Annotated in this window: 22 protein-coding genes and 1 pseudogene; 9 read left to right on the top strand and 14 right to left on the bottom strand. The window is 72.3% G+C overall.

The genetic code is table 11. The features are described 5' to 3' along the window. Positions 1-78: 78 nt before the first annotated feature. Complete coding sequence (locus ACFUJR_RS18845) at positions 79-2,706, bottom strand: SpoIIE family protein phosphatase (RefSeq protein WP_383171974.1); 2,628 nt, start codon at positions 2,704-2,706, stop codon at positions 79-81. 178 nt (positions 2,707-2,884) lie between these two features. Between ACFUJR_RS18845 and ACFUJR_RS18840 the strand changes: the two genes are divergently transcribed. Then, positions 2,885-4,249: an NAD(P)/FAD-dependent oxidoreductase gene (locus ACFUJR_RS18840; RefSeq protein ID WP_383171975.1), complete on the top strand. Its 1,365-nt coding sequence runs from the start codon at positions 2,885-2,887 to the stop codon at positions 4,247-4,249. A gap of 38 nt (positions 4,250-4,287) precedes the next feature. On the opposite strand, the gene ACFUJR_RS18835 is transcribed toward ACFUJR_RS18840, so the two are convergent. Continuing rightward, a complete protein-coding gene (locus tag ACFUJR_RS18835) occupies positions 4,288-5,376 on the bottom strand; it encodes a magnesium and cobalt transport protein CorA (RefSeq protein WP_383171977.1) in 1,089 nt (362 codons plus the stop codon). 175 nt (positions 5,377-5,551) lie between these two features. On the opposite strand from ACFUJR_RS18835, the gene ACFUJR_RS18830 reads away from it, so the two are divergent. Together ACFUJR_RS18830 and ACFUJR_RS18825 are read left to right on the top strand one after the other, a co-directional pair. Next, positions 5,552-6,889 (top strand): serine hydrolase domain-containing protein, encoded by a 1,338-nt coding sequence (locus ACFUJR_RS18830; protein ID WP_383171978.1) that lies wholly within the window; start codon positions 5,552-5,554, stop codon positions 6,887-6,889. 85 nt (positions 6,890-6,974) lie between these two features. Further along, positions 6,975-7,568, top strand: a complete 594-nt coding sequence (locus ACFUJR_RS18825) for a hypothetical protein (protein ID WP_383171979.1) — start codon at positions 6,975-6,977, stop codon at positions 7,566-7,568. A gap of 61 nt (positions 7,569-7,629) precedes the next feature. On the opposite strand, the gene ACFUJR_RS18820 is transcribed toward ACFUJR_RS18825, so the two are convergent. Together ACFUJR_RS18820 and ACFUJR_RS18815 are read right to left on the bottom strand one after the other, a co-directional pair. Continuing rightward, positions 7,630-8,574, bottom strand: a complete 945-nt coding sequence (locus ACFUJR_RS18820; RefSeq protein ID WP_383176197.1) for a tellurite resistance/C4-dicarboxylate transporter family protein — start codon at positions 8,572-8,574, stop codon at positions 7,630-7,632. Between the two features lie 144 nt (positions 8,575-8,718). Further along, positions 8,719-9,642 carry a carbohydrate kinase family protein gene (locus ACFUJR_RS18815; protein WP_383176194.1) on the bottom strand — a complete coding sequence of 308 codons (924 nt, stop codon included), beginning with the start codon at positions 9,640-9,642 and terminating at the stop codon, positions 8,719-8,721. Positions 9,643-9,675: 33 nt separating this feature from the next. On the opposite strand from ACFUJR_RS18815, the gene ACFUJR_RS18810 reads away from it, so the two are divergent. Together ACFUJR_RS18810 and ACFUJR_RS18805 are read left to right on the top strand one after the other, a co-directional pair. Further along, on the top strand, positions 9,676-10,053 hold the full coding sequence (locus ACFUJR_RS18810) for an AsnC family transcriptional regulator (RefSeq protein WP_383176191.1): 378 nt from the start codon (positions 9,676-9,678) through the stop codon (positions 10,051-10,053). Beyond that, positions 10,050-10,976, top strand: coding sequence for a universal stress protein (locus tag ACFUJR_RS18805; protein WP_383176189.1), 927 nt, complete (start codon positions 10,050-10,052; stop codon positions 10,974-10,976). The genes ACFUJR_RS18810 and ACFUJR_RS18805 overlap by 4 nt, the downstream gene beginning before the upstream one ends. A gap of 125 nt (positions 10,977-11,101) precedes the next feature. On the opposite strand, the gene xylB is transcribed toward ACFUJR_RS18805, so the two are convergent. Next, positions 11,102-12,589 carry a xylulokinase gene (gene xylB, locus ACFUJR_RS18800; protein WP_383176186.1) on the bottom strand — a complete coding sequence of 496 codons (1,488 nt, stop codon included), beginning with the start codon at positions 12,587-12,589 and terminating at the stop codon, positions 11,102-11,104. Positions 12,590-12,775: 186 nt separating this feature from the next. Here xylB and xylA point away from each other — a divergent pair, with 186 nt between their 5' ends. Both xylA and ACFUJR_RS18790 read left to right on the top strand, forming a co-directional pair. Beyond that, positions 12,776-13,960: a xylose isomerase gene (gene xylA, locus ACFUJR_RS18795; protein ID WP_383176183.1), complete on the top strand. Its 1,185-nt coding sequence runs from the start codon at positions 12,776-12,778 to the stop codon at positions 13,958-13,960. A gap of 205 nt (positions 13,961-14,165) precedes the next feature. Then, positions 14,166-14,569, top strand: a pseudogene (locus tag ACFUJR_RS18790) (GntR family transcriptional regulator); the annotation flags it as partial. Positions 14,570-14,652: 83 nt separating this feature from the next. Here the strand turns inward: ACFUJR_RS18790 and ACFUJR_RS18785 are convergent. The 4 genes from ACFUJR_RS18785 to ACFUJR_RS18770 all read right to left on the bottom strand — a co-directional run bounded on the left by ACFUJR_RS18785 (position 14,653) and on the right by ACFUJR_RS18770 (position 17,341). Beyond that, complete coding sequence (locus ACFUJR_RS18785) at positions 14,653-14,919, bottom strand: hypothetical protein (RefSeq protein ID WP_383176180.1); 267 nt, start codon at positions 14,917-14,919, stop codon at positions 14,653-14,655. 52 nt (positions 14,920-14,971) lie between these two features. Beyond that, complete coding sequence (locus ACFUJR_RS18780) at positions 14,972-16,378, bottom strand: FAD-binding oxidoreductase (RefSeq protein ID WP_383176177.1); 1,407 nt, start codon at positions 16,376-16,378, stop codon at positions 14,972-14,974. A gap of 119 nt (positions 16,379-16,497) precedes the next feature. Next, complete coding sequence (locus ACFUJR_RS18775) at positions 16,498-17,007, bottom strand: DinB family protein (protein WP_383176174.1); 510 nt, start codon at positions 17,005-17,007, stop codon at positions 16,498-16,500. A 61-nt stretch (positions 17,008-17,068) separates the two neighbouring features. Next, entirely contained in the window at positions 17,069-17,341 is a 273-nt protein-coding gene (locus ACFUJR_RS18770; protein ID WP_383176171.1) for a hypothetical protein, read from the bottom strand. A 102-nt stretch (positions 17,342-17,443) separates the two neighbouring features. Here ACFUJR_RS18770 and ACFUJR_RS18765 point away from each other — a divergent pair, with 102 nt between their 5' ends. Both ACFUJR_RS18765 and ACFUJR_RS18760 read left to right on the top strand, forming a co-directional pair. Further along, entirely contained in the window at positions 17,444-19,978 is a 2,535-nt protein-coding gene (locus ACFUJR_RS18765) for a SpoIIE family protein phosphatase (protein ID WP_383176200.1), read from the top strand. Positions 19,979-20,110: 132 nt separating this feature from the next. Beyond that, positions 20,111-20,368 carry a type B 50S ribosomal protein L31 gene (locus ACFUJR_RS18760; RefSeq protein ID WP_383176168.1) on the top strand — a complete coding sequence of 86 codons (258 nt, stop codon included), beginning with the start codon at positions 20,111-20,113 and terminating at the stop codon, positions 20,366-20,368. A gap of 103 nt (positions 20,369-20,471) precedes the next feature. On the opposite strand, the gene ACFUJR_RS18755 is transcribed toward ACFUJR_RS18760, so the two are convergent. From ACFUJR_RS18755 to ACFUJR_RS18735, 5 genes are all read right to left on the bottom strand, one after another. Continuing rightward, positions 20,472-20,969 (bottom strand): peptidylprolyl isomerase, encoded by a 498-nt coding sequence (locus ACFUJR_RS18755; protein WP_352190039.1) that lies wholly within the window; start codon positions 20,967-20,969, stop codon positions 20,472-20,474. Between the two features lie 57 nt (positions 20,970-21,026). Beyond that, the gene (locus ACFUJR_RS18750; protein ID WP_383176164.1) at positions 21,027-21,245 is read right to left on the bottom strand and encodes a hypothetical protein; all 219 of its coding nucleotides are present in this window, start codon (positions 21,243-21,245) and stop codon (positions 21,027-21,029) included. A 257-nt stretch (positions 21,246-21,502) separates the two neighbouring features. After that, a complete protein-coding gene (locus ACFUJR_RS18745) occupies positions 21,503-22,003 on the bottom strand; it encodes an NUDIX domain-containing protein (RefSeq protein WP_383176161.1) in 501 nt (166 codons plus the stop codon). A gap of 156 nt (positions 22,004-22,159) precedes the next feature. Beyond that, positions 22,160-23,041, bottom strand: a complete 882-nt coding sequence (locus ACFUJR_RS18740) for a YhjD/YihY/BrkB family envelope integrity protein (protein ID WP_383176158.1) — start codon at positions 23,039-23,041, stop codon at positions 22,160-22,162. 144 nt (positions 23,042-23,185) lie between these two features. Continuing rightward, positions 23,186-23,554, bottom strand: a complete 369-nt coding sequence (locus ACFUJR_RS18735; protein WP_383176155.1) for a luciferase family protein — start codon at positions 23,552-23,554, stop codon at positions 23,186-23,188. Positions 23,555-23,626 lie beyond the last annotated feature (72 nt).

Raw genomic sequence — 23,626 nt, 5'->3', positions numbered from 1 at the left:
TGGATCCCCCTCTCGACGCCGTCGGCCTCCCCGCGCGGCAGCCCACGCTGACACGGGGCTCGGGGGCAGGACAAGCGATTAAAGATCTTGGGCGAGGCCCTGCGGGGTGTGCACGGCGGTGCCGTCCCCTTCCAGTGGCTGTTCGGCCCAGATGACCTTGCCCTCGGCCGTGTAGCGGGTCCCCCAGCGCCGCGTGAACTGGGAGATCAGGAAGAGCCCCCGGCCGCCCTCGTCGGTGGTGCGCGCGTGGCGCAGGTGCGGCGAGGTGCTGCTGGCGTCGAAGACCTCGCAGATCAGGGTGCGTTCGAGGATCAGGCGGAGCCGGATCGGGCCGGTGGCGTGCCGGATGGCGTTGGTGACGAGTTCGCTGACGACGAGTTCGGTGGTGAAGGCGAGCTCCTCCAGGCCCCAGGCGGCGAGCTGACGGGCGGCCATCACCCGCGCGCGGGCGACGACGGCCGGGTCGGCGGGCAGGTCCCAGACGGCGACCTGCCCGGCCGCCAGACCGCGGGTCCTGACGAGGAGGAGGGCGGCATCGTCGGTGTACGGCCTGCTGGGGGCCAGTTCGTCGACGATGCTGCGGCAGAGTTCGTCGAGCGGCAGGTCACGGGATTCCAGGACGCGGCGCAGCCCTTCCTTGCCCGCCCCCGGCGCGGCGATGATCCCGTCGGTGTAGAAGGCCAGCACGCTGCCCTCCGCCAGCGGCAGCTCGACGGATTCGAAGGGGAGTCCACCGACGCCGAGCGCCGGTCCGGGCGGGAGTACGGGGAAGGTGACTGTGCCGTCGGGCGCCAGGACGGCGGGCGCGAGGTGGCCCGCGCTCGCCAGGTCGCAGCGCAGACTGACCGGATCGTAGACGGCGTAGATGCAGCTGGCGCCGACGCCCGCGGGGGTGGCCGCGCCGCCGAGCTCGCCTTCGAGGCCCTCCCGGGTGACCTGGAGGACGAGGTCGTCGAGATGGGCCAGGAGTTCCTCGGGCGAGAGATCCAGGTCGGCGAGGGTCCGCACGGCGGTGCGGAGCTGCCCCATCGTGGCGGCCGCCTCGATCCCGTGGCCGACGACCTCGCCGACGACGAGGGCGACCCTGGCACCCGACAGGGGGATGACGTCGAACCAGTCGCCGCCGAGGCCCGACAGTTCGTCGGCCGGCCGGTAGAAGGAGGCCGCGTCGACGGCCTCTTGTGCGGGTACGCCGTGCGGCAGCAGGCTGCGCTGGAGTACGAGGGCCGCGGCCCGTTCGCGGGTGTAGCGGCGGGCGTTGTCCAGGCAGACGGCCGCGCGCGCCACGAGCTCCTCGGCGAGCCGCAGGTCGTCCTCGTCGAACGCCTCGTCCTGTCGGGCACGGAAGAACGTGGCCATGCCCAGGGTGGTGCCTCGGGCGAGGATCGGCACGACGATCGCCGTGTGCGGCTCGGGCTCGGCGGTCGCCGACGCCATGGGGCCGGATCCGGTGGGCTCGGCGTCCGACGGCCCGGCGTCCGACGGCACGAAGTCGGTGATCTCGGTGCCGGTGGGCGGCTCGGCGCCGGTCGGAGGCTCGGCGCCGGTGGGGGGCTCGGCGGCCGACGGGTCCTCGGCCGGGGGCAGGGGCACAGGGAGGGCCGCGTCCCGTGTCGCGGCGTCCAGCCGGGCGGCGCGCCAGGAGCGGCCGTGGGCCAGGGAGCGGATCTGGGGTGACGAGGGCAGGTAGCCGCACGGCTGCCCCGGCTCCACCATGACCGCGATCCCGCCGGGTACCGTCTGCACACCGGCGCGCATCAGTTGCACGGACGTGGCGCCGCCCGTGGGCCCCGGAGACGGCTCCGCGCCTCTGACGACGGTGTCCAGCAGGTCCACGGCGACGAAGTCCGCCAGGCCGGGAACCGCCACGTCGGCCAGGTCCTGGGCGGTGACGACCACGTCCAGGCTGCGACCGATGCGCTCGCTGGCCAGGGCCATCAGGGCGAGGCGCAGCCGCGCACGGTAGCGGTCGGTGATGTCCACGACCGCGTAACAGATACCGAGGACGCGGCCGTTGTCGTCGTCCAGCCGGACGAACGACATGGCGAGGGCGTGGTCCCGGCCGGGGTGGGACCGGGGGCGGCCCACGTGCTCGTACCCGAGGACGGGCTCACCGGTCGCGAGGACCTGGCGCATCTTCGATTCCACGAGGCCGGCGTTCATGCCGGGCTGGATCTCCCCGAAGCGCCTGCCGCGCCGCTCCTCGACCGTGCCACCGCCGAACTGTTCGAGAGCGGTGTTCGACCACACGCACCGCAGCTCGGTGTCGACCAGACAGAGTCCGACGGGCATCCGGGTGACCATCCGCTCCAGGAGGGCGGGGCCCATGGTCCACTGCCGGGACGGGGCCGCTCCCACGGCGACGACGAGCCAACGGGCCGTGCCCGTCGCGCCGGGCAGCGGCAGCACGGTGACGTCCACGGCGATCGTTCGGCCGTCCCGGTGACGTGCGAGCAGGACCCCCGACCAGCCGCCGTCCCGCGTCGAGACCTCCAGGATGCCGGGGAGCCGGGCGGCCTCGTCCGCCGCGAGCAGCGCGCCGACGTGTCGGCCGCTCAGCTCCGCCGCGGGGTAGCCCAGCAGCTGCTCTGCCGCGTACGGGCGGCCGACGACCGCTCCGTGCTCGTCGAAGAGGAGAACGACGGAGTCTGCGACGCCGAACACCGCCTCGTGCGCGGTGCTGTCTGTGCCCTCAGGTCTCCCCACGGCCGTCGGCTCCGTTTCTCCACACCCCCGCCCGGTTTTTCCCTTCTACCACACTATGACCACTCTCCGACGATGATGTTCGATTCCGTAGTCACCTCTTCGGCGGACGGTCCGGGTTTCCGATCGGCCTGAGGGGTTAGTCAGCACTCAAGGAGCGACGATCCGGGAGGCGGGCAGCGTGACTCGACCGAAGATTCTCGTGGTGGGTGCCGGTTTCGCCGGGGTCGCCTGTGTGCGGCGCCTGGAGCGGCGGCTGACGAGCCGCGAGGCGCGGATCTCGCTGCTGTCACCCTTCTCGTACCAGCTCTACCTGCCGCTCCTGCCCCAGGTGGCCTCGGGTGTCCTGACCCCGCAGTCGGTGGCCCTGTCGTTGCGGCGCAGCGAGCGTCACCGCACGCGGATCATCCCCGGCGGCGCGATCGGCGTGGACACCAAGGCCAAGGTCTGCGTCGTACGGACGATCACGGGTGAACTGGTCGACGAGCCGTACGACCATCTGGTGCTCGCGCCCGGGAGTGTGACCCGCACGTTCGACATCCCGGGGCTGGGTGAGCACGCGCGGGGCATGAAGACGCTCGCCGAGGCCGTCTACATCCGCGACCACGTCATCGCCCAGCTCGATCTGGCCGACGCCGGGCACGACGACGCGGAGCGGGCGGCCCGACTCTGCTTCGTGGTGGTGGGCGGGGGTTACGCGGGAACGGAGACGGCCGCCTGTCTGCAGCGGCTGACCCACAACGCGGTCCGGCGCTATCCGCGCATCGACCCGAAGCTCATCAAGTGGCATCTCGTGGACCTCGCACCCAAGCTCATGCCCGAGTTGGGCGACAAGCTGGGCCGGGCGGCGCTGGAGATTCTGCGGCGGCGCGGGATCGAGGTCTCCCTCGGGGTCTCGGTCGCCTCCGTGGACGCCGAGGCCGTGACGCTGACCGACGGGCGGGTGCTGCCCAGTCGCACCCTGATCTGGACGGCGGGCGTCGCCGCCAGTCCGCTGATCGCGACGCTCGGCGCCGAGAGCGATCGGGGCCGGCTGGTGGTCGGCCCCGACATGGTCGTCCCCGGCGTGGACGGCGTGTACGGCCTCGGGGACGCCGCGGCCGTACCGGACCTGGCCAGGAAGGAGAAGGGCGCGATCTGCCCGCCGACGGCCCAGCACGCCCTGCGGCAGGGCAGGCACGTCGCCGACAACCTCGTCGCCGCCCTGCGCGGCGAGCCGATGTACCCGTACCATCACCGGGATCTCGGTCTGGTGGTGGATCTGGGCGGCCGGGACGCGGTGTCCAAGCCGCTCGGCGTCGAACTGCACGGCGCCCCCGCACAGGCGGTGGCCCGTGCGTACCACTGGTCGGCGCTGCGGACCAATGTCGCCAAGACGCGGGTGATGACGAACTGGCTGCTCAACGCCGTGGCCGGGGACGACTTCGTGCGTACGGGATTCCTGGCGTCCCGGTCCGGCACGCTCGCCGACTTCGAGTACACGGACGCCTACCTGACGCCGGAGCAGGTACGGGCCCACACCGCCGCTCTGAACGCCCGGATCTGACAGGACTCCACGGCTCCGGGCGGTGGCGCGCCGGGGTGTCAGAGCCAGCCGTTGCGGCGGAAGCTGCGGTGGAGGAGAAGACAGGCGACGGCCATGGTGCCGACGACGAGCGGATATCCGTAGGTCCAGCCCAGTTCGGGCATGTGCGCGAAGTTCATGCCGTACACCCCGCAGACCATCGTGGGGACGGCGATGATCGCCGCCCACGCGGTGATCTTGCGCATGTCCTCGTTCTGAGCCACCGTCACCTGCGCCAGATGGGCCTGGAGGATCGAGTCGAGGAGCGCGTCGAAGGACGTGATCTGTTCCGTGATCCGGGAGAGATGGTCGGCGACGTCTCGGAAGTACGGCTGTATCTCCGCCGAGACCAGCGGGAGCGGGGCCGAGGCCAGGGCCTGCAGCGGGCGCTGCAGCGGGGCCACCGCCCGCTTGAGTTCGAGGAGTTCTCGCTTGAGCTGGTAGACGCGGCCGGCGTCGCCGCGTGATGCCTGCTCGCTGAAGACGGCCGTCTCGACCGCGTCCATGTCGTGCTGCACGGCGTCGGCGACCGCGAGATAGTCGTCCACGACGTGGTCGGCGATGGCGTGCAGTACGGCCGCGGGGCCCTTGGCCAGCTGTTCGGCGTCCGCCTCCAGCGCCTCCCGCAGCGGGCCGAGCGAACCGTGCCGCCCGTGCCGGACGGTGATGACGAAGTCCGGCCCGGCGAAGACCATGAGCTCGCCCGTGTCGACGACCTCGCTGGTGGCGGTCAGCTCTTCGTGCTCCACGTAGCGGACGGTCTTGAAGACGGCGAAGAGCGTGTCGTCGTACCGCTCCAGCTTGGGCCGCTGGTGCGCGTGAACGGCGTCCTCGACGGCGAGCGGATGCAGGCCGAAAAGCTCGGCGAGCCCGGCGAACTCCTCGACGGACGGCTCGTGCAGCCCGATCCACACGAACCCGTCAGCCGACGCGCGGACCCGTCGCACCGCCTCGTCGGCGGGACAGGCTCCGCGCTGCCGCACCCCGTCCTCGTACAGCACACAGTTGACGACCGAGCTGCCCAGCGGCGAGCGTGCCGGATGGCTCAGGTCCACGGTCCGGCAGTAGGCACGGCGGACGGTGCGCCTCAGGTTGCGGATGATGGGCACGTCGGGCTCCTCGGGGGCGATCAGCGGCTCAGTGTGCCACCGACGGCCCGTGGGCGGGACTCCTGACAAATGTCACGTCTTCCTGTGAACAGGATCCTCCCGGGGGTGGAGAGCGGGCCGGGGGGCGGCGACAAGGATGGAGTCACCGCACTCGTCGAGGAGAACAGGACCATCCATGTCTTCGTCCCCCAAGGCCCGCCTCGCGGCCGTCGCCACGGCCACTCTGATCAGCCTCTCCGTCTCGGCGTTACCCGCGCAGACCGCAGTGGCGGCGGAGCCGGGCTCGGCCGCCGCCGCGGCCGCCGCCGCGGTGACGCCGGCAGGTCGCGGCCGTCTCGACCGCGCGGCGCTCCGCGGCTCGCTCGACGCGTTCCACAAGGCCGGGATGTACGGCGCCTATTCGGCGGTCCGTGACGGCTCCGCGCAGTGGCGGGGAGCCACCGGATTCGCCGACGTCGACAGCCGCCGGCCCACCGGACCGAACTTCGAGCACCGGGTCGGCAGCATCACCAAGACCTTCACGGCCGTCGCCGTCCTCCAGCAGGCCGGGGCCGGGCGCATCGAGCTCGACGCTCCCGTCGGCCGGTACCTGCCGGATCTCGTGCCCGGCGAACGCGGCCGCCAGGTGACCGTTCGGATGCTGCTCAACCACACCAGCGGCATCGCCGACTACGTCCTGCCCGCCTTCCCCGGCATCCTGGAGAACCCCGGCAAGGCCCTCGACGAGAACCGCCTCCGTCACATCGCCCCCGAGGAACTCGTCCGCCTGGGTCTCGCGGCGCCGCCCGTCGCGGAGCGCGGGACGCACTCGTACTCCAACACCAACTACGTCCTCGCCGGGCTGCTCCTGGAACGCGTGACCGGTGAGAAGGCCGAGTCGTACATCACCCGCAATGTCATACGGAAGGCCGGGCTGCGCCACACGTACTTCCCGAGCTCCCCGTCGCTCAAGGGACCGCACGCCCGGATGTACGAGTCGTTCTTCGGCCTGATCGACCCGCCGCGCGACTACAGCGTCACCGACATGTCGTGGGCGGGCACGGCCGGCGCCCTCGTCTCGACGACGAGCGACCTCAACGACTTCTACCGCTCGCTGCTCAGCGGCCGGTTGCTCGGCGCGGCGGAGCTGCGCGCGATGAAGACCACCGTCCCCGCGTACGAGACCCCGCCGGGCGAGGAGCCGCTGATGCGGTACGGCCTCGGCATCTACACCCTGAAGATGCGTAGCGGCGGCTGGTACTGGGGCCATGACGGCGGCGTCTTCGGCGCGGGCACGTGGGCCCTGTCCACGGAGGACGGTCGTCGTCAGGTCGCCATCGGCTACAACCTGATGAAGTACCAGCGCTTCGACGAGCAGGGCCGACCGCTGCCGGATCCGATCACGGACGCGCTGTACGCCCATGTCGACGGCGCCCTCGCGTCTCCGCGCGGTGCGGTGGCGGGGCAGGGGACCCAGGCGCTTCCCGGGCTGCCGATCGGCCCGGACGCGCTTCACCAGGCGTCCCTGCGGTAGGCGCCACGAGCGGGCTGCCCGGGGGTTCTCGCTGTGGGAGCCCCCGCTTCGACGCGGTCGGCGGCATACGCCATGATCACCGGTCATGAGAGCTCTTGTCGGCATCGAACTGCCGGGCTTCCGACTCGTCGAGCCCGATGTCTGGGTCAGCGACGCGGGTGATGTGCTGTCGCTGCACTTCTTCGCGCTACGTCCGGACCTTCCCGCGTCCCTGGACGACGGCCCGTCGCTGCGCGCCGCGCTGACCCGGATGACCGCGGACGCCGGCGGCGGGCTGATCGAGGCCTCGGTGAAGTCGCTGGGCGGGCTGCCGGCGCTGCGGCAGATACTCAAGCTGCCGATGCCCGGGCAGGCCCATGGGCAGGTCTTCATCGGCAGTTTCACCGTGCCCCGGGCGGAGTGCAGCACGGTGGTGAAGATCCAGGCGCCCGAGCGGGGGACGACCGGGATGCGTGAGGCGATGGTGATGGCGCAGGTCGGTCCGGACGCCTTCTTCCGGGCTCATCCCTACGCCCCGGAGGTGCGGGGCGGGCTGCCGTTCCACGCCGCGGACCATGCCCGGTACGACGCCGAGTTCCCGGACCACCCGCTGACCCGGGTCAGGAACGTGCTCGGCGCACTGGCCGAGGGCGTCGGTGTGGCACCCGAGTTCGCGGCGCTGGCACCGTTCACGGGGTGAACCCAGCCCCGCCCCGACCGCCGCAAGGCGGCGGGGCGGGGCTACGGGACAGCCCTTAGGTTCACCGGGAGGCGGCCGCTCGTCGGGGAGTCGTGTGGAGCGTCGCCGCGAGGGTGGCGAGCCAGGCGAGCGTCGCGGTCCACAGCAGGATCTGTCCCAGGGTGTCGAGCCACCCGACGGCCGCGGCCGCCGACGTCGAGAGGCAGGCGACCGCCGTCATGCCCATCGGGAAGACGGTGGCCCAGCGCTGTACGTCGTAGGCCAGGCGCGGCCGGAGCAGCTCGGCGACGAGCAGGACGGCGTACCAGACGAGGTCGACGATCAGCAGGAACAGGGTGGTGCTCCGCAGGGAGGCATGGGTCGCGCCGGTCCATACACCCGTCATGAGGAGCTGGGAGCCGGCCAGGGCGGAGATGGCCATGGCCCCGCCGGCCACCCAGTGGTCGCCGGCGCCGGCGCTGACCTGCCCGAAGTCGAAGCGGAGCAGGGCGGCGAGGTAGAGCAGCAGGCCGAGCAGGAAGAAGGCCAGGGACGTGTGGGCGAGCCAGTCGCCCGCCGTGGGTGTGAGGGTGGCGCCCAGGACCGCGAGCGCCTCGGTGGCGACACAGATCAGGAAGACACCGCCCGGCATGCCGCTTCGCAGGTGTGTCAGGACCGCCATGAGCAGCACCGCCCACAGCACGGCCGATCCGGCGAGAAGCACCGCCGCCAGGTGGGTCCAGCCGAGGAGGGCCACGCGGACACCGAGCACCGTGGTGGCGGCGACCGCGGTCAGCGCGGGCGGGGTGTCGGCGTCGGCGAACCAGCGGCGACGGCTGCGCAGCAGCCGGGTTCCGAAGTCGAGCGCGAGCAGCACCCACAGTGCGCCCGCGACGCCGAGCAGCGTGCGGGACACCGCCTCCAGGCCGGTCAGATGGAAGCCGACCGAGATGATGCCGGTGCCCATCACCGCGGCTCCCGCGGCGGGCGGCAGCTCGGCCCACCAGCGGGCAGTGCGCTCGTTCATGATCCCCATCGCAACGGCTCTCCACCGTGTCCGCCACTCGGCACGGGGCGCGGGAGCGGAACGCCACCCGGTGGGGCGCGCCCGATGGGGCGGTTCCGGCGATGCGGAGCCGGTGGACGGGTCGGGCCCGTCCACCGGGCCGGGTCAGATCTGGGCGGAGATCCGGGCCGTCGCCAGGAGTGCCTCGGGCGTGATGAGCGACGTGGAGCCCGGTGCCGTACAGGCGTGGGCGCCCGCCGCCGCACCCAGGCGGGCGCAGTCAAGGACGTCCCGGCCGGTGAGCCTGCCGTAGAGGAAGCCGCTGACGTACGCGTCGCCGGCGCCGTTGGTGTCCACCACGGGTGCGTCGGGCGCGACCGCCGGAATGTGCCGCGGCGTCGGGTCACCGTCCCGGGTGAGCACGTAGGAGCCGTCCGCGCCCGCCGTGGCGACCACGGTCCGGGCGCGGCCCTCGCGCAGGATCTCCCGCATCAGCGTCGGTGTGCCCTCGCCCGCCCCCGCAGCGCTGAGGAAGACGAGGTCGGAGCGCAGGGCGAAATCACGGTGATGGTCGTTCCGTCCGTCCCAATCGTGCAGATCGGTGGAGACCGGCACTCCGAGCGCCTCGATGTCGTCGTACAGGAAGCGTGCGAAGTTCATGATGGAGACGTGGGCGTGGCGCGCACGGCGCAGCCGGGGCAGGTAGAACTCCCTCGGCATGCGCAGGTCCGCCGGGTCCCGGCCGTCGTAGAAGGACATCCGGCGTCCTGTCGCGTCGACGAAGTTGACCGCGCGCCGGGTTCCCGCGGGTGAGATCACGGGGGCGAACTCCACGTCCCCCTCGGCCATGCGCCGTCGTACGATCGCGCCCATCCAGTCGTCTCCCACGCAGTCGAGCAGTGCGACCCGCAGGCCGAGGGCCCGTGTTCCGAGGGCCACGTTCCCGCCGGTGTGCCCGGGCCACTCCTCGATCGGTCCGACGTGGACCGAGTCGGCGAGGGGGACCGGCAGGGCGTCGACCCGGATGACGGTGTCCACTCCGCTGCCACCGAACACCACGACGTCGTACCGGTCGTGTCGTTGACTCACTTCTGCCGCCTCTCAGGTCCCGCCGCGACCAGTATGGCGGGGGGGTACTCGGCGGTGGCAGCCGAACACACGTCCCCTGGACGGTGGTCGGTCCTGCCCGGGGCGCATGCGCGCGAGCAGCGTTCCGTCGACGAGGTCTCGGATGGCGACCCGCGGCTCCTCGACCGCCTCGAGCAGGACGGCCGGCTCCGCTTCGCCGACCTCGCCGAACGCGTCGGTCTCTTTCCCGGCGCGAGCCGCGCCCGCACCCTGTGCCTTCTGGACGGCGGGGTGGTGAAGGCGCCGGCGCCGGTCCGGCCCGAGGTGCCGGGCCTGGGGTGCGCGTGCGGCTTCGCTGTACGACCCTCGGCGCACCGGCGGAGTAGGCCCAGCGCGCGGGGCGCCGGGAGGCGGGGAATCATGCCCTTATGAACGAGAAGCCGGTCGTCGTCGGCGTGGACGGGTCCGAGCACAGCCACCTGGCCCTCGAATGGGCCCTGAGCGTGGCGCAGCGGCTCGACGCTCCCCTGGTCGTCGCCCATGTGCGCTCCGACGCGCTCCAGCTGGGCAGGGCCCGGATCGCCTCCCTGGGCGAGACGCCCGACGTCCCCGACGCCGTTCTCGACGGTGTCCGCGCATGGGTGGAGGAGCAGAGCCCGCGGGTGCCGGTACGGTTCGACTCGCTCGACGGCTCCGTGTCGGACGCCCTGCTCGACGCGGCGCGGACCGCACGGTTCCTGGTGACCGGATCGCGTGGACGGGGCGGCTTCGCGAGTCTGCTGCTCGGTTCCTCCGGCCGGACCCTGGCCGCCTCCGCCCCGTGCCCCGTCGTCGTCGTACCGCACGAGGCGCGGACCGTGTCGCTGGAGGGCGACGCCGAGTCGGGGCGGGTCCTCGTCGGGCTGCACCCGGAGGAGACCGGCGACGAGGTCGTGGACTTCGCCTTCCACGCGGCCCAACAGCGGGGCGTGGCTCTCGAAGTGGTGACCGCCTACCGGTTGCCGCCGTCGCCGATCATGCTGGCCGGTCCGCCGGCGCCCGCCCTGCAGATGCCGCCGCCGGTGCCCGTGGACGAGACCCCCGAGCTGGTCAGGGAGACCGTGAGCCTCCAGGAGGACCGGCTGCGGCCGTTCACCGAGCGGTACGGGGACGTCGAGGTCGTGCCTGTCGTCGTACCGGCGGACGCGGCGGGGCGGCTCGTCGAGGGGTCACGGCGCGCGGCCCTGGTCGTGGTGGGCCGGCATCGCCGACACCGGGTGGCGACGCTCCTCATGGGCTCGGTCGCCCACGCGGTGCTCCATCACGCCCACTGCCCGGTCGCGATCGTTCCACCCCACGGGCCCACGTCGCCCTGAGGGGGCGCCGACGCCCCGTCGCCGAAGTGCATCGGCTCGCCTTTCCGACGTGCTCCCTGCCTGCGCGGAGGGGGCTCCGACGCGCCCGCCGCGTCCGATCCTTCGCGTGCGGATGTCCGCGCGGGTCAGGCCAGGAGGCCCCTGGCCGCCCGGTCCAGGACCGTGGCGATCCGGCCCCAGGTCTCCTCGTCGCGGGCCACCGGCTCCAGCCTCTCCCCTTGTCCCGTGCCCCATACGGTGGCGAGCGCGACGGGGTCCTCGCCCGTCGCGGCGGAGGCCGCGAGCGCGGCCGCGCCGAGGGCGACGAGTTCGGTCGCGGCGGGGACGGTCACGGGGCGGCCGGAGAGACGGCGGATGGTGTCCCTCCAGCTGCGCCCCCGGGCGCCGCCGCCGATCAGGAGCAGCGGACGGTCCCGTACCGCCGCGTCCGAGGGGTCGAGGCCGCAGGCGCCGAGGAGGTCGTCGAGGGCGCGCAGCACGGTGAACGCGGCGCCCTCGTAGGCCGCGCCGAGGATCGCGCGTGGTGTGGTGGTGTGGCGCAGTCCGGTGACGAGGCCGGTGGCGTGCGGAAGGTCCGGGGTGCGCTCGCCGTCGAGGTACGGCAGGACGACGACGCCGTCGCCGCGTGCGGAGTCCTCGCGGTCGAGGCCGAGCAGGCCGGCGAAACGGTCCACGGCCAGGCCGCAGTTGAGGGTGCAGCCGAGGGGGAGGTAGGTGCCGTCGGTCGCGGCGAATCCGGCGAGGCCGGGGGCGGCCGGTCGGGTCCGGGTGGCGGCAAAGACGGTGCCCGACGTGCCGAGGCTCACGACGGGATGGTCCAGGAGCCCCGCGCCGCCGAGACCCAGACCGACGGCCGCGGCCATGTTGTCTCCCGTGCCGGCCGCGACGGCGACGCCGGACGGCAGTCCGAGCGCGCGGGCGGCGGCCGGGGTGAGGGCCCCGACGCGGGTGGCACCGCTCGGGGCGACGACGGGCAGCAGGGACTCGTCGAGGGCGAGGAGGGCCAGGATCTCGCGGTCGTACGCGGAGGTCGACGTGTCGTACCAGCAGGTGCCCGAGGCGTCCCCGGGGTCCGTGGCGGCGACTCCGGAGAGGCGCTCCGTCAGGAAGTCGTGGGGCAGCCGGACGGCGGCCGCGGAGGCGGCGACGGCGGGTTCGTGGGCGCGCAGCCACTGCCATGTGGTGGCGGTCATCGAGGCGACCGGCACCGAGCCGGTCCGGGCGAGCCAGCCGTCCGGACCGCCGAGCTTCGCCGTGAGTCCGACGGCCTGAGGGGCGGATCGGGTGTCGTTCCAGAGCAGGGCGGGGCGCAGCGGGCGGCCCTCGGCGTCGAGGACCACGAGGCCGTGCTGCTGGCCCGCGACGGCGATGCCGGTCACGCAGGAGGAGGGCGCGCCCGCGTCGGTCAGGGCCGCGGCGACGGCGTCGCGCAGTGCCGACCACCACTGCTCGGGGTCGCTCTCGCGGGCTCCGCCCTCCCCCGTGACCGTGTGTGCGGCCCGGCCGGTTCCGCGTACGGCGCCGGTCTCCGCGTCGACGACGAGCGCCTTGGCGGACTGTGTGGAACTGTCCACGCCGATCACCAGCGGGGGCGCGGAGCGCGTCGCCGTCATGGGTCTCACCTTTCGTCGAACCGCGTGCTCATGTCGGCATGGAGTCGTCGACCACCCTGACGCGGCGCCGTCGTCCACTCTGGCGCCGAGTCGCGACGTGCCGTATTAGTTATCTCAGAAAACAAATAGATGGGCCAGGTCGCGCCGCGCCCTTTCTCCCGAGAACCGCAACAAGAGGGACAGACCATGACGGAACACATCTCCCCCGCACGCTTCTCCCCCACCCCCGAGGACCGGTTCACCTTCGGCCTGTGGACCGTCGGCTGGCAGGGCCGCGACCCCTTCGGCGAGGCCACCCGCCCCGCGCTCGACCCCGTGGAGTCGGTGGACCGGCTCGCCGCACTGGGGGCCTACGGGGTCACGTTCCACGACGACGACCTGATCCCCTTCGGCGCCCCGGAGGCGGAACGTGAGGCCGTGGTCAAGCGCTTCCGGGCGGCGCTCGACCGCACCGACCTGAAGGTGCCGATGGCCACGACCAACCTCTTCACCCACCCCGTCTTCAAGGACGGCGGCTTCACCGCCAACGACCGGGACGTCCGCCGCTACGCCCTGCGCAAGACGATCCGCAACATCGACCTGGCTGTCGAACTCGGCGCCACGACGTATGTCGCCTGGGGCGGCCGCGAGGGCGCCGAGTCAGGTGCGGCGAAGGACGTCCGGGTGGCGCTGGACCGGATGAAGGAGGCCTTCGACCTGCTCGGCCGGTACGTCACCGAGCAGGGCTACGAGCTGCGCTTCGCGATCGAGCCGAAGCCGAACGAGCCGCGCGGCGACATCCTCCTGCCGACGATCGGCCACGCCCTGGCCTTCATCGAGCGCCTGGAACGGCCCGAGCTGGTGGGCGTGAACCCGGAGACGGGCCACGAGCAGATGGCCGGACTCAACTTCCCGCACGGCATCGCTCAGGCGCTCTGGGCCGGCAAGCTCTTCCACATCGACCTCAACGGCCAGTCGGGCATCAAGTACGACCAGGACCTCCGCTTCGGCGCGGGGGATCTGCGCCAGGCGTTCTGGCTGGTGGACCTGCTGGAGACGGCGGGGTACGAGGGCCCGCGGCACTTCGACTTCAAGCCCGTCCGCACGGACGGCTTCGACGGGGTGTGGGAGTCCGCGAAGAACTGCATGCGCAACTATCTGATCCTGAAGGAGCGCGCGGCCGCCTTCCGTGCCGACCCCGAGGTCCAGGAGGCTCTGGCCGCCTCCCGACTGCCCGAACTCGCGGTCCCCACGGCTTCCGACGGCCTCGCCGGCCTGCTCGCCGACACCGGCGCGTTCGAGGAGTTCGACGTGACGGCGGCGGCCGAGCGCTCCATGGTGTTCGAGCGCCTGGACCAGCTCGCGCTCGAACATCTGCTGGCGGTCCGCTGACCGCGTGACCCCCACCCACCACGACGGGCGCCCGGACCACGGACCGGGCGCCCGTTGCCGTACGCCCCGGACAGGAGAAGACGGTAAGCGCTTTCCGAGAATCCTGCGCGAAGCATTGACGAAACATCAACACCCCCATAGCTCCTCGGCGTTGCACTTCGTACGTCATATATGAGACGCGATACACGAGATCTGAGAGTGCGTCATGACCTTCGCCCCCAGCCCCATCCCCTCCCGCACCCAGTACGTCCTGGAGGCGATCAAGCACGACATCCTGACCGGGGGCCTCAGCCCCGGCCAGGCGCTCGTGGAGACCGAACTGGCCGCCCGTTTCGGGGTGTCGAAGACCCCGGTGCGCGAGGCCCTGAAGACCCTGGCCGGCAGCGGTCTCGTGGTGATGAGCCAGTACAAGGGCGCGACGGTACGGATGGTGGACGCCGGCATGGCCCGCGCGGTCTACGACGTACGGCTCCTGCTCGAACCGGAGGCCGTGCGCCGAACCGTCACCGCCGGCGCGCCCCTCGACGAGGCGCGGACGCGCTCGGCCGGGCCGAGGCCGCCGAGGATCCGGCCGAACGCTCCCTGGCCAACCGGGACTCTCGCGCGGCCTGCGTGACCGGTCGGACCTCCTGACGCGCCGGGACACCCGCTTCGGATGGGTGGGCACCGGCCACCACGCTCCGGACCCGGGTCTAGCGGGTGTCGCCCTCCCAGTCCCAGTGCACGCCGTCACCCTCCCGTGGCCCGTAGCGGGCGTGGCCGCCCGGGCCGTAGGCGCCTATCTCCGTGGCGAGGGCGGCACCCTCCTCGAGCTGTCGTGCGGTCCATCCCGTGACGTCGAGCAGAAGGCCGTCCAGGGGGCCGGCCACCAGCTCGCGGTAGACCCGCCCGGGTCTGGGGCCGGGATGGGGATCGTCATGGTCGGCGCCGTACACACGGCCTCGCATCAGCTCGTCCATACCCGGCAGCATCGCACCCGGCACTGACACTCGCCCGGTAGCGCCCGGGCGGTCAGTCCGCCGGGGCGATGTTCTGGTTCGAGCGGAAGACGTTGCCGGGGTCGTACTCCCGCTTGAGCGCGCGCAGCCTGCGGAGCTTCTCGGCGCCGTACGCCTGCTCGACGCGGGCCGCGCCCTCGTCCATGAGGAAGTTGACGTAGACGCCCGCGTGGTACGGCTCCAGAGCGGACCACCACGCCCGCGCCCACGCCTTCGCGTCGTCGAATCCCTCGGCGTCGAAGCAGTTGCCGTTGATGTTGAAGGTGTGGCCCACGCTCCGCCCGCTGCACGCGGTCTCGTCCTCACCCACGCGGGCGACCGCACCCCCCAGGTGGAAGATGTTGCAGGTCGAGAGCGGGGAGGTGAGCCGCTGGGCGTGGGCCGCGCTGATTCCGATCACCTCGTCGTCGAGGCGTTCGATGTCGCAGGAGCGGACGTAGTACCACCAGCCGAGGCGGAAGGACGGGTCGAACATGGACTGGTGCTGGAGGAAGGGCTTGGGCGCGCAGAGGTCGAGGAGCGGTGTCCCGAACGTCCGCAGGGGGCGGAGCACGCGCTGGCCGGTCTCGATCTCTCCCGCGTAGCAGCTGATCACCGCGATGACGGGCCTGCCGTGCAGCTCGGGCGGGATCGTCGGGAGGGGCGGGGCCTTGCGGTGGACGACGATGGTGGTCAGCTCGTCGGGGACGTCGGTGATCCACTCGCGGTAGAAGGCGAGCACGTGCGGCGCCTCTTCCAGCGGCCAGAGGATCGGTCCGGCGAGCACGATGGGCCCCACGGGGTTGAGCCGGAACTCGAACTCGGTGACGACGCCGAAGTTGCCGCCCGCGCCGCGCAGGCCCCAGAAGAGTTCGGGTTCGTGGTCCGCGCTCGCCGTGACGAAGCTGCCGTCGGCGGTGACCAGGTCGGCGGAGAGCAGTTGATCGACCGTGAGTCCGTACTTGCGCATCAGCCAGCCGATCCCTCCGCCGAGGGTCAGCCCGGCGAGGCCGGTGTGCGTCACGATCCCCGCGGGCACGGCCGTCCCGAAGTGCTGCGTCTCGCGGTCGAGCGCTCCGAGCAGGACCCCTGCCTGGGCTCTGACCGTGCGGTTCACGGGGTCGACGCGGATGCCGTTCATGGCCGACATGTCGATGACCAGGCCGCCGTCGACCAGCGACTGGCCGGGGAAGCTGTGGCCCCCGCTCCGTACCGCGACCGGAAGCCCACTGCGTGTCGCGCTCGCCAGCGCCGCGACGACGTCGGCGACGCCGGTGCAGTACGCGATGAGCGCGGGAAACCTGCTGATGGACCCGTTCCAGATGCGTCGCGACTCGGCGTAGGCGGGGTCGTCGGGACGGACGAGCCTGCCGGAGAAGGATCGCTCCAGCTCCTGGAAGGCCGCCTCGTCCACGCGCGCGGCTGCGGGAGGTGCGCCCATCGTCACTCCTCGGCCGGTCGGGCCCCTCCTGCCAGGCTCCCACCGGCCGGGAGCCGGTGCCAGCCCGGTCCGGGAGCACCGGTACGCCGACGGCGCGGGGGCCGGCGCCGGGGCCGGGCTCAGGCGCCGACGGTTCCGTCGACGCCCTCGCGGAGGAAGTCCGCGTGGCCGTTGTGGCGGCCGTACTCGAGCAGGACGTGGACCATGACCATCCGCAGGGACACGTCCTCGCCCCACCGCGGCTGGTGTCCCGTCAGGTCCAGGGACCCGGCCTCGCGCTCGATCCGCCGGGAGGTCTCGACCTCGGCCTCCCAGGCGGAGAAGGCCTCGGCGCGGGTGGACCCGCTCGCGTCGTACGCGGCCTGGAAGTCGATCTTCTCCGACCAGACCATCGGCGCCTCGCGGTCCTCGAAGACACGACGGAACCAGGCGCGTTCCACCTCGGCCATGTGCCGGACGAGGCCGAGCAGCGACAGGGTCGAGGGAGCCATCGAGCGCTCCCTCAACTGCGCGTCGTCGAGTCCCTCGCACTTCATGGCGAGCGTCGCGCGCTGGTAGTCCAGAAAGGCGCGGAGGGTCACGCGTTCGCCCCCGAGCAGGGGTGGCGCGATGCGTGGGTCGGTGGTCACGGGTGCTGCTCCTCATCGAGATCCGTCGCGTTCCCCGAACGTACCCGGGTCTTCGGGGAGTTCACTCGCCGGGTGGGCGCTTCCGCTCCGCGGTCAGCGAGGCGACGAGTACACCGGCCAGGCCCGCCCAGGCCGGCACCGCCGCGCCGCCGACCGTGGCCCCTCCCACCGCACCGAGCGCGAGCGCCGCGCCGGCCCCGGCGCCCAGGGCCCGCCGGTCGGTGGCGAAGGCCCAGGCACGACGGCCGGCGCCGGGTCTACGCATCTCGAGCACCGCGGCACGGCACACCAGCACAGCCGCGGCGACCACCGCGGTCATCACGGACGCGTCCATGGCCACCCGCCTCTCCCACGCCCCCATGGTCGCGCGGTCCGTCCGGCCCGCACAGAGGTGTGACCCGGTGTGACGGGCCGACACGTGGCGCGACCACCCGAGATGCGGGGCCGCGGGGCCCTGGAGCATCCTGTCTGTGTGACGTCGCACCGCGAGGCCGACCCCGCCCCGTCGGCCCGGACCGGGGACGTTCCTGGGAACGGCGAGGCCGACGGGCGGCTGCTGGACGCCCTGCCGCTGGTTCTGGCCGAGGGCACGCTGCGTTCGATCGAGGCGGTCGGGGGCTACGCGGGCACCGTCTATCTGCGCTCCGGGACACCGGACCTGCTCCGTATGGCAGTACTCGCCGGACTCCCCGGCCAGCTGTTCCGGCCCTGGTGGCGCATGCATGCGAACCGTCCGTTCCCGGTGGCCGAGGTGCACCGCTCGGGCCAGCCGGTGCACCTCTCCGACGTCGACGAGGCGATGCGCCAGTTCCCCCAGCTCGTGGCGAGCCTCCCCTTCCCCTTCGCCTCCCTGTACGCACCGATCGTCAGCGGCCGGGAACGCTTCGGGGTGCTCGTGGTGCTGCGCACGCCGAGCCCCGGCGTGCCGGTGAACACCCGGGACCGGATGCGGATGGCGCGGGAGGCGCGCCGGCTCGGCGACACCCTCATGAGCCTCGCCGAGAGCGGCACGGTCGTCGAGTGGCCCGGCGAGCCGGTGTGTGTCCAGCTCCCCTCGGGCGGTACCAAGCCGGTCCGCATCGGCCACTTCGACTGGGACCTGACGAGCGGCACCGTCACCGCCGACGCCGGGCTGCGGGCGATCATCGGGGAGAACACCGACGACCCGTTCCCCGGGACCATGGAGGCGCTCACCGCGCGCCTCGCACCGGAGGACAGCGCCGCGCTGTGGACCATGGCCCGCCGAGCGGCCGAGTCGGGTGCCCAGATGGCGCGCCGGATCCGGCTCAAGGGTCCCGACGGCGGGCTCCACCTCCTGGAGGTCTCCGCCCGCGCCGCGGGCGACCGCCCGGGGCGGCTCAAGGGATCCCTCGTCGACCTCGGCACCGGCCTGGTCGGCTCCGACGCCACCGACCGGCTGCCACGGGCCATCATCGCGATCGACCGCCTGGGGCGGATCACGTACGTGAACCATCTGACCGAGGCCCTCCTCGGCAGACCCCGGGCCTCACTCGCCGGGCTGACCATGTGGGAGGCCCTGCCGTGGTTCAGCAATCCCGGGTACGAGGAGCACCTGCGCGCCGCGTTGCTCTCCGACGAGCCGGTGCACTTCCTGGCCCACGTCCCCGACGGGGAGTGGATCTCGGTCTCCCTCTATCCCGGCCACGACGGCGTCACGATCGTGCTGCTCCCCGAGACCGACCCTGCCTACAAACCCGGTTCGGTCGCCCAGCCGGATTCCGGTCTCGGCTCGCCGGCGGACCGGGCGTCGGCGTTGTACCGACCGGTGGCGCTCGCCATCGCGCTCACCGAGGCGGTCACGGCCCGCCAGGTGTCGGCGGTGGTGACCGACGAGCTGCTGCCCGCGTTCGGCGGCCGGCAGCTGGCGATCTATCTGCTGAGCGACCGGCATCTGTACCTGGCGTGGGAGACCGGGTTCCCGCCGGGATTCCTGGAGCCTTTCGACGGCGTGGGGCTGGACGCCCACCTGCCCGGCGTCGAGTCGCTCACGACCGGCCGGCCGCTGTTCTTCGAGTCGATCGAGCAGATGAGCCGCGCCTATCCGGAACTCCCGCTGGACGCGCTCTCGGGGGCCCGCGCCTTCCTGCCGCTGATCGCCTCGGGCCGGCCGGTCGGCTCGTGCATCCTCGGCTTCGACCGGCCGCGCGGATTCAGTCCGGAGGAGCGCACGGTCCTGACGGCATTGGCCGGGCTCATCGCCCAGGCCCTGGAGCGGGCCCGGCGGTACGACAGCGAGGCCGCTCTCGCCCGCGGGCTGCAGGACGCGCTGCTCCCGGCGCGACTGCCGGTCCGCGACCACGTCGACACCGTGGCGCGGTATCTGCCCGGCACCACGGGCATGGACGTGGGCGGCGACTGGTACGACGTGGTCGAGACCGGGCGGGGACTGCTGGCCCTGGTGGTCGGCGACGTCCAGGGCCACGGGGTCGCCGCCGCGGCGACGATGGGGCAACTGCGCAGCGCGGTACGGGCCTTCGCACTCGGCGGCCATTCCCCGGAGGAGGTGCTGAAGGGGACGAACCGGCTGCTGATCGACCTCGATCCCGGGCAGTTCGCCAGCTGCTGCTACATGGTGCTCGACCCGGCGACGGGTCTGGTCCAGGCCGTTCGGGCCGGGCATCCTCAGCCACTGCTGCGGCGCCCGGACGGTACGGCGGAGGTCTTGGAGCTGGCGGGCGGTCTGGTCCTGGGAATCGACGCCGAGGCCACGTATCCGGTCACGGAACTGCACCTGGAGCCCGGGGCGGTCCTCGCGCTGTACACGGACGGCCTGGTGGAGCGTCCGGGCCGGGACATCGACGAGGGGGTCGAGTGGCTGCGCCGTACCTTCTCCGTCACGGGGGCGATTCCCCTCACGGAGACGGCGGACCGGCTGATCCGGGACGCCCGGCAGGCCACCGACCGTCCGGACGACATCGCGGTCCTGCTCGCCGCCCGCTGGACGCACTGAGCGGTCGCCGGGGATCGGCGGCGCTCGTCTTCCCGCACCGGACGACCTCACCCGGTCGGGCCCGCGGCGCTGGTCGGCGAGGGCGGGGGCGGAGAGGCTGGGGGCATCAGACAGGCAGCCCGAGGAGGACATATGCAGCAGGACAAGCAGCCGGAGTACCGCCCCGTGGTCTTCCGCGACCGCTCCGCCGGGTTCGCCTTCCTGACCCGGTCCACGGCGACGAGTGAGCAGACCATCGAGTGGGACGACGGCAACAGCTATCCCGTGGTCGATGTCGAGATCTCCTCCGAGAGCCACCCGTTCTACACGGGCAAGGCGCGCACGGTGGACACCGAGGGCCGCGTCGCGAAGTTCGAACGCCGGTACGGGGAGGGCGGCGAGGAGTCCTGACCCGGCACGGTCGGCTCCGTTGCCGGCGGGCGGTGGCCCACGGGGAACGGACGACCGCCCCCGCGTTGTGCGCTGCGGGGGCGGTCGTACGGATCGGTACGGATCAGGCCTCGACGACGCCGGACGCGGCGACGGCGATCTTGGCGCTGGTCGCACCGGAGCGGGAGCCGAGGGACTCGATCTTCTTGACCAGGTCCTGGCCCTCGACGACCTCACCGAAGACGACGTGCTTGCCGTCGAGCCACGGGGTCAGGACCGTGGTGATGAAGAACTGGGAGCCGTTGGTGTTGCGGCCCGCGTTCGCCATCGACAGCAGGTACGGCCTGTCGTGCTTGAGGGTGAAGTTCTCGTCGGCGAACTTCTCGCCGTAGATGCTCTTGCCGCCGGTGCCGTTCTGGTTGGTGAAGTCGCCACCCTGGAGCATGAACTCGGGGATGACGCGGTGGAACGGGGAACCGGCATAGCCGAAGCCGTGCTCGCCGGTGGCGAGCTCACGGAAGTTCTTCGTCGTCTTCGGGACGACGTCGTCGAACAGCTTGAAGACGATGCGGCCCGCGGGCTCGTCGTTGATCGTGATGTCGAAGTAAACGTTGTTGCTCATGGGGACATCCTGTCATTCCCGCTCACGCTGCGCGTGCACGGGCTGCCCTTCGGAGGGTCACATCAGTCCGCCGGCGTCGGGAGTCCCGGGGAGGCTGTCGGCCACGAGCGGGGCGGCTCCGTCCAGCAGGGGGCCGACCGGATTGTCGTTCTGCAGGAGACCGGTGGTGCCGGTCGCGCCGTGGTCGGCCGCGGAGGCGTGCGGCGGCGGGGTGACGAGGGCCGTGACGACACCGGCGGCGAGGGAGGCGATGGCGAGCATGCTGCGCTTCTTCATGCCCTGGTCAACTGCTGCGAAGCCGAGGAGTTACGGTCCGCGACCCAGGTGAACTGAACGCGCACTTCATATCGCTTGAATTCCTACCAAACCGGTGACCATCGGGATGGCCTTCGACACGAAGCCCGTCTCCAAGGTCCGCACGCTCCACTCCCCGAGCGCGTCGTGCTCGACATCAACCACCCGGTCGGCTGCCGGGCCTGAGAGAGGACACCCCGGCGGGGTCGTACCGGTGACGCCCCCGCCGGGCCGTCCGCTCAGAGGTCGACGCCCGACTCCACGTACACGGTCGTGCCGACCCGTCGTGCGCGGTCGATCTCGGCGAGCCGGGCGAAGCTCCCCGGCGTCATCTCCCGCTCCCACTCGTCGAGACTGAGGAGGCGGAACTCGCTGTGCTCGTCCGGGTCGAGGACGACCCCGGCGAGCTGTTCCTCCGACAGGACGCCCCCGTCGAAGATGAATCCGATGTGGTTGGCGGGCCACTCCTCGCCCCGGTCGGAGACGAAGTGGGTGCCGATGAGCCTGGGCTCGCCCTCGAAGACGATGCCGGTCTCCTCACGGCACTCGCGGACCGCGGTCTGCCACGGCGTCTCCCCCGGGTCCATGTTCCCGCCGGGCCACTGCCACAGCTCGGTGCGGTAGGTGGCACGCAGCTGGAAGGGCCGGCCGTCGGTGTCGGTGAAGTACAGGCAGGCGTACGCCGTCGCCCTCGGCAGCGTCGCGATGTAGTCGGCGGGCGGCAGCCAGGTGTTCGGCATCAGGTCAGCTCTCTTTCGACGGGCCGGGCGGAACGCCTCCATCCAACCGTTCGCGTCACCCCAGCCCGGGGCCTTGCGATCATGTCCACCGGATCGTGTGATCACGGAGCCGCCGGGCCCGCCGCGTACGTGATGATGGCCTGTCGCGACGTGGCGTCAGGCGAAGTCGTCCGGCGGCTCGGCGGGCAGCCGGTCGATGTGCCGCCGGACCAGGTGCTCATGGATGAGGCGCCCGACGAGGGCTGCGCCGTAGACCACGAAGCCGACGCCGACGAGCCAGGACTGCAGCACGAGGACGGTGCCGAACGGTCCGTACGTGAAGGCGTTGGAGACGATCAGCGGGGAGAAGACGAACTGGGAGAAGATCCGCAGCCCGAACAGCCCCAGAGCCGTGCAGACCGCGCCCGGGGCGAGGGCGCGCCAGCGGATGCGGCCGCAGAGCAGGAAGCGCTGCGACCACCAGAAGAAGAGGAAGGTGCCGGTGACGTCGCCGACGGCCACCAGAACGACGGTGGCCGTGGAGGACTCCGCGGGCACGGGGGCGGTGACGAAGAGGAGAAGCGCGACGACGAGTACGGCGAGCCAGACGACGTGACGCCACATGGTGTGCCAGCGGGCGGTGGGCAGGTCCCAGACCCGTTCGTAGCCGGTCTGGACGGCCGACCCGAAGGTCACACCGAACGCGGCGAGGGCGGCGAGACCGAAGGCCGTGGTGCGCTGCAGGGCCTGCCCCGGCTTGCCGAAGAGCTGCTCGACCTCCTCCTGCGAGACCTCGGCGACTCCGAGCCCCTGGATCAGCCAGCGGGCGAAGCCCTGACCGCTGGCGAGGTCGGCCGCGGCGACGACGATGAGCAGCGGGACGAGCGTGAGGAGACTGAGCGCCGCGAAGCCCATGGCACGGTGCATCAGCTCCACCTCGCGGCCGCGGTTCCATGCGAGCCCGACGCCCGAGGTGAGGACGGACCGGTGAAGGCGACGGAACCAGTGACCGTGCTCGGCGGGGGCGCCGTCGTGGGGGGCACCGGGAGTGGGGGGCATGCCACGGGGAGTACCCGCCCGAACGGCAGGACCCCTCCGACATGCCGCCGAACGGGGGATCGGGGCCTGTCACGGGCAGCGGAGTCCGACGGGACGAGGGGCGGGCGGACCGGTCGTGGGCACGCCCGTCCGGTGTCGGTGGGTTCAGGTTCGGGCGGGCGTCAGGCCGGTGCGGGTGCAGCCGTCCGGTGCCGCGTCCGGGCGTCCTGAGGACGCCTGGAGCGCGGCGCTCACCAAGGTCGCCAGCAGATCGATGTCCGATCCCATGTCCAGACGGACCGTCACCCACCCCGAACCGGCGCGCAGTCGCACGGCGCTGGACCCGAGAAGGGCCGGGCGCAGTTTCGCGATCATGGCTCGGGTGAGGTGGACGTCGGCCTCGTGCTCGCCGTGGAAGTGCACGATGTCGTGCGTCGCGCTACGCAGCCCGAGCTCGGCGCCGCACTGGGCGCGGCCGGGGGCCAGCGAGGGCCAGCTCATCAGACGTTCACTGGCGTGCCGGGCGGTGTTCATACCGAGGAGCGTGCCGGGACGGAGGGGCTTGCACAAGCGTCCGGCGGAAAGAATCGCACCGAGGCGTGAAAA

Source organism: Streptomyces sp. NPDC057271 (assembly GCF_042668715.1).
Taxonomy (GTDB): Bacteria; Actinomycetota; Actinomycetes; order Streptomycetales; family Streptomycetaceae; genus Streptomyces.
Note: the sequence above shows the minus strand (reverse complement) of the source record. Positions and strands in the feature narration are given on the sequence as shown.

What these genes read in the sequence shown, in the direction of transcription:
- ACFUJR_RS18830 (WP_383171978.1), top strand. Translation starts at nt 5,552, where the DNA reads ATGTCTTCGTCCCCCAAGGCCCGCCTCGCGGCCGTCGCCACGGCCACT.
- ACFUJR_RS18825 (WP_383171979.1), top strand. Translation starts at nt 6,975, where the DNA reads ATGAGAGCTCTTGTCGGCATCGAACTGCCGGGCTTCCGACTCGTCGAG.
- ACFUJR_RS18820 (WP_383176197.1), bottom strand. Translation starts at nt 8,574, where the DNA reads ATGAACGAGCGCACTGCCCGCTGGTGGGCCGAGCTGCCGCCCGCCGCG.
- ACFUJR_RS18810 (WP_383176191.1), top strand. Translation starts at nt 9,676, where the DNA reads ATGGCGGGGGGGTACTCGGCGGTGGCAGCCGAACACACGTCCCCTGGA.
- ACFUJR_RS18805 (WP_383176189.1), top strand. Translation starts at nt 10,050, where the DNA reads ATGAACGAGAAGCCGGTCGTCGTCGGCGTGGACGGGTCCGAGCACAGC.
- xylB (WP_383176186.1), bottom strand. Translation starts at nt 12,589, where the DNA reads ATGACGGCGACGCGCTCCGCGCCCCCGCTGGTGATCGGCGTGGACAGT.
- xylA (WP_383176183.1), top strand. Translation starts at nt 12,776, where the DNA reads ATGACGGAACACATCTCCCCCGCACGCTTCTCCCCCACCCCCGAGGAC.
- ACFUJR_RS18785 (WP_383176180.1), bottom strand. Translation starts at nt 14,919, where the DNA reads ATGGACGAGCTGATGCGAGGCCGTGTGTACGGCGCCGACCATGACGAT.
- ACFUJR_RS18780 (WP_383176177.1), bottom strand. Translation starts at nt 16,378, where the DNA reads ATGGGCGCACCTCCCGCAGCCGCGCGCGTGGACGAGGCGGCCTTCCAG.
- ACFUJR_RS18770 (WP_383176171.1), bottom strand. Translation starts at nt 17,341, where the DNA reads ATGGACGCGTCCGTGATGACCGCGGTGGTCGCCGCGGCTGTGCTGGTG.
- ACFUJR_RS18765 (WP_383176200.1), top strand. Translation starts at nt 17,444, where the DNA reads ATGCGGGGCCGCGGGGCCCTGGAGCATCCTGTCTGTGTGACGTCGCAC.
- ACFUJR_RS18760 (WP_383176168.1), top strand. Translation starts at nt 20,111, where the DNA reads ATGCAGCAGGACAAGCAGCCGGAGTACCGCCCCGTGGTCTTCCGCGAC.
- ACFUJR_RS18755 (WP_352190039.1), bottom strand. Translation starts at nt 20,969, where the DNA reads ATGAGCAACAACGTTTACTTCGACATCACGATCAACGACGAGCCCGCG.
- ACFUJR_RS18750 (WP_383176164.1), bottom strand. Translation starts at nt 21,245, where the DNA reads ATGAAGAAGCGCAGCATGCTCGCCATCGCCTCCCTCGCCGCCGGTGTC.
- ACFUJR_RS18745 (WP_383176161.1), bottom strand. Translation starts at nt 22,003, where the DNA reads ATGCCGAACACCTGGCTGCCGCCCGCCGACTACATCGCGACGCTGCCG.
- ACFUJR_RS18740 (WP_383176158.1), bottom strand. Translation starts at nt 23,041, where the DNA reads ATGCCCCCCACTCCCGGTGCCCCCCACGACGGCGCCCCCGCCGAGCAC.
- ACFUJR_RS18735 (WP_383176155.1), bottom strand. Translation starts at nt 23,554, where the DNA reads ATGAACACCGCCCGGCACGCCAGTGAACGTCTGATGAGCTGGCCCTCG.